3 protein-coding genes are annotated in these 3,933 nt (G+C 49.5%); 2 read left to right on the top strand and 1 reads right to left on the bottom strand.

Annotated elements, in window-relative coordinates:
- Positions 1-90: 90 nt before the first annotated feature.
- Positions 91-2,217 (bottom strand): putative bifunctional diguanylate cyclase/phosphodiesterase, encoded by a 2,127-nt coding sequence (locus L691_RS0124830; RefSeq protein ID WP_025692929.1) that lies wholly within the window; start codon positions 2,215-2,217, stop codon positions 91-93.
- 286 nt (positions 2,218-2,503) lie between these two features.
- Between L691_RS0124830 and L691_RS0124825 the strand changes: the two genes are divergently transcribed.
- The gene (locus L691_RS0124825) at positions 2,504-2,746 is read left to right on the top strand and encodes a FeoA family protein (RefSeq protein ID WP_025692928.1); all 243 of its coding nucleotides are present in this window, start codon (positions 2,504-2,506) and stop codon (positions 2,744-2,746) included.
- Positions 2,743-3,933, top strand: a 1,191-nt coding sequence (gene feoB / locus L691_RS0124820) for a ferrous iron transport protein B (protein ID WP_025692927.1), incomplete at its 3' end; no start/stop codon positions are given. The genes L691_RS0124825 and feoB, both read left to right, overlap by 4 nt.

Genomic DNA, 3,933 nt, shown 5'->3' with positions numbered 1-3,933 from the left:
TGGAAGGCTGAAGTTCTACCATTGAACTACACCCGCGCTTTCGTGATCATCTAACATTTTAACACTTCTGCCCCGATAAGGCAATTCCAATTAGGATGGCATTTCAAAAATAGTAGGTTTCAGGAAAATTCTTTCGAACTCCTGAGCCCCGATAGGCTTGCTGAAGAAATAACCCTGCCCCTCATGGCAGCGCTGCTGGCGCAAGAATTGCAGTTGATCCTCGTTCTCCACTCCCTCCGCCGTTACCTTCAGCTTCAAATGATGCGCCATGGAAGTAATTGTCGAGACAATAGCAGCATTATTGCTGTCCTCCATAACCTCCGCTACGAAGGATCGGTCGATTTTGAGGCGGTCAATCGGCATATTTTTCAGATAATGCAGCGAGCTGTAGCCGGTTCCAAAATCGTCGATACTGATATATACTCCAAGCTCTTTAAGCCGCTTCAGCTGCTCGAAGGCTTTTTCCTTGTCCATTGTCATGCTCTCCGTAATTTCAAGATCCACATAGCTCGGATCGAGGCCAATCCGCTTCAAGAATCCCCCGATCTTGCCGGCCAGGTTCGGCTGGAGAAACTGACGCATGGACAAATTGACCGAGACGCAGATCGGGCGGTATCCCGCCTTCTGCCATTCCTTGTTCTGAGAACAGGCGGTTCTCAGCACCCACTCCCCGATCGGAACAATCAGCCCGCTCTCCTCGGCAATGGGAATGAAATCGACCGGAGACACGAGGCCGCGTTTCGGATGCTGCCAGCGAAGCAGCGCCTCCATGCCGACAATCTCCTTGGTAGCCAGTTGAACCTGCGGCTGATACAGAAGGAAAAATTCCTCCCGCTCCAGCGCTCTGCGCAGATCGTTCTCCAGCTTTAATCTTTCTTTGGCCTTCATTTGTATTAACGGTACGTACCTGCGAATATCCACGCCATGCTCCTTGGCATCATGAACAGCGGTATCCGCGTTCTGAATAAGCTGCTCCGCCGTATCTCCGTCACCGGGAAAGATGCTGATGCCCAGGCTGAGCGAAATGTGATACTCTCCGGCCTCCAGCTCAATAGGCTGTTCGAACAGATTAAGCAGTTCTTTGGAGCGGAGAAAGCAGCTATCCTGACTCTCCATATCAGTCATCAGATAGGTGAATTCATCTCCGCCCATACTGAATAAATCCTCGTTATGCCTGATGCCATCCTTAATTCTGGATGCCACCAATTGCAGCAGGCGGTCTCCTGCTAGATGGCCCAACGAAACGTTGATATCCTTGAAATGATTGATATTGAGGACGGCTAGCGCCGAGAAGCCGCGTATAACGGAGGTTCTGTGGGACTCAATTACTTCATCGACATGCTGGAGCAGCCGGCGTCTGTTCGGCAGTCCGGTCAAATCGTCATGATAGACGAGATAATTGATCTGCGCCTCAATCGCCTGCTTTTCATAGAACGGCTCTTCGAGCGTCAATCTGTACACGCCGGTAAGCAGCAAATAGTAGGCTGCCGCGCAGCTTGCCGCTCCGAACAGTAAATCGAGATTCTTATCAGACCCCGCGTCCAAGTAGAACGATTGACCCAAAGCGAGAAATACGAGCGACCTGATAATAATCAGCACCGAGGACGACTTCTCCGTACGTTTCGTATAGAAGATAACGGCGATGTCTAGAAGGTAAATCAGCAGCACAACAAAATCAAGCAGTTTTCTGGCAAAATCCGCCTGCACGGGACTGATTACTCCCGGAAGGAAATAAGAACCCGCACTGAATAGAACCATCGACAACACGACCAGAAGGATGGACTTCCGCAGGATGCTATTTTTTCCCGGCACAAGCACCGGAGATTCTTCCTTGCCAAAGATCAGAAAAATGCCGACTGCGCTCGCAAGCCTTGAGAAGGATAGCAGCCAAAAGGCCCTGTCTTCGCTTATCACGTTCTGGATGAACGGAATTCCAATAAAACCAAGCGTATGCAGGAGATCGAACACGCAAACTCCCAAAAAAAGAGCGGAAGAGTAAAGTCTGCCCCTCGACAATTGATTGGAGAAAAGAAGCCATCCCTGGGCAAAAATCGCAAATCCGAAGGCGCTGGTACACCAGCTGCTAATCAGATACAACGCAGACAGTGCTTCCCATTCGTTATGGCCATTCAGCGCAAAGTGCATGCTTTGAACCAACAGAAACAGTGCTGCGCCAAAGACTGCTGTAAACAGTGTTTTTTTCTCTTCTATTTTCATAGGCTTTCGTAGGCCCCTCGCGTCTAAATATCACTCTATCGCTCACAAAAAATAGATATCCTCAATATAAATATCGGTTGGATGAGGCTGGAAATTTACAGTGTTTATTGATAAGTAACTGCATTAATATATGCAAAGAAATAAGCATCCGTTTATGGATTATCGGTTTCAGGTTTGTCGAATCTCATCACTCTTGTGATTTTGATCATTGAATTGAGCCAAAAAAAATGATAAATTACAGAAAAACAATTGAGACTGATTCTCAGTCTCTACCGGAGGGATTAAGATGATTGCTTCAGTTTGCCACCTACTGCAATTGCAACCGGGTTCCGCCGGCGCTATTCAAGGAATAGAAGGAATGGATCCTGTCTTGCGCCGCCGTCTGGCTGATTTGGGAGTTTCAGAAGGCTGCACCGTCTGTCTTAAAGGAAAAGGTCCATTCATGGGTCCGGTTATGTTGGAATGCAACGGACAATTGCTCGCCATCCGCCGGAAAGAAGCCTCGAAAATTGTGGTGAACGTGTCATGAGTTCAATCGCACTACTTGGAAACCCGAATACTGGAAAGACATCCCTTTTTAATACATTGACTTCTTCTTATGAGTATGTTGGCAACTGGGCAGGCGTAACGGTGGAGAAAAAGGTCGGCGACCTGAAAAACGGCGCAGGCACACTGATTGACTTGCCCGGCATTTATTCCCTTCACCCGCTGTCGCGTGACGAAGGCGTTGCAACTCAGTATCTGCTTGAAGAGTCGCCGGAGGCGCTCGTTAACATCGTCGACGCTTCGCAGCTTGAACGTAATCTGCTGCTGACCGTCCAACTGCTCGAATATGGCAGGCCGACCGTCATCGGACTCAATATGATCGACGTAGCTAATGCCAGAGGCATTAAGGTTCATCCGGACGTTCTGCAATCCAAGCTCGGTGTTACCGTGCTTCCGCTGGTCGCGAGGACGGGCAAAGGCTGCGCACAGGTGCTGAGCATGCTGGAAAACTCCGCGGATATCCCGGCTGTGACCTTCAAACTGGATTATGGATTAATCGTCGAACAAGCCATTTCCTCCATTGAGCGGGAGCTGAGCCAGGAAATCGGCCTTCCCAATCTTCGTTGGGTCGCCCTCCAGCTTTTGGAGAAAAATCCGGTTATCCTGGAAATCCTCAAGGGCCGCGCGGATACGGACAAACTGCTTGCTATTCGTCAAAATTGTCAGAATGAGCTTCAAAACAGCAAGTTGGCGCTTACCCTTCCTCAATGGATTCGCTCTATTCGAACCGATTATATCCGCTCGCTTTGTCTTGACGCTCTGGACACATCCGGCCTCAAACCCCATAACTTGACGGAACGGCTCGATTCCATCCTTACGAATCGTTATCTCGGACTGCCGATATTCCTTGCGTTTATGTATGTGCTGTTTAAAACAACCTTCGAATGGGTCGGCGCACCGCTGTCGGATTTGCTGGACGGCCTCATTGCGGGTCCGATCAGCTCGGGAGCAGCTTCGTTTCTTGATACGGCCGGGGCATCCGATTTCGTACATGCACTAATCATCGACGGCATTATAGGCGGCGTAGGCGGCGTCCTCGTCTTTGTCCCGCAAATCTTCATTCTGTTCCTGATCATTTCTTTTGTAGAAGATTCCGGGTATATGGCCCGCGTCAGTCTGGTCGTAGACAGCATAATGGAACGGATGGGGCTCAACGGCAAAGCTTTTATT

Origin of the sequence: Paenibacillus zanthoxyli JH29 (assembly GCF_000520715.1) — a bacterium.
Lineage (GTDB): Bacteria > Bacillota > Bacilli > Paenibacillales > Paenibacillaceae > Paenibacillus_AQ > Paenibacillus_AQ zanthoxyli.
The sequence above is the reverse complement of the archived record's forward strand: the minus strand, read 5'-3'. Positions and strand labels throughout refer to the sequence as shown.

Coding starts and splice junctions, on each gene's coding strand:
- L691_RS0124830 (WP_025692929.1), bottom strand. CDS start 2,217: ATGAAAATAGAAGAGAAAAAAACACTGTTTACAGCAGTCTTTGGCGCA.
- L691_RS0124825 (WP_025692928.1), top strand. CDS start 2,504: ATGATTGCTTCAGTTTGCCACCTACTGCAATTGCAACCGGGTTCCGCC.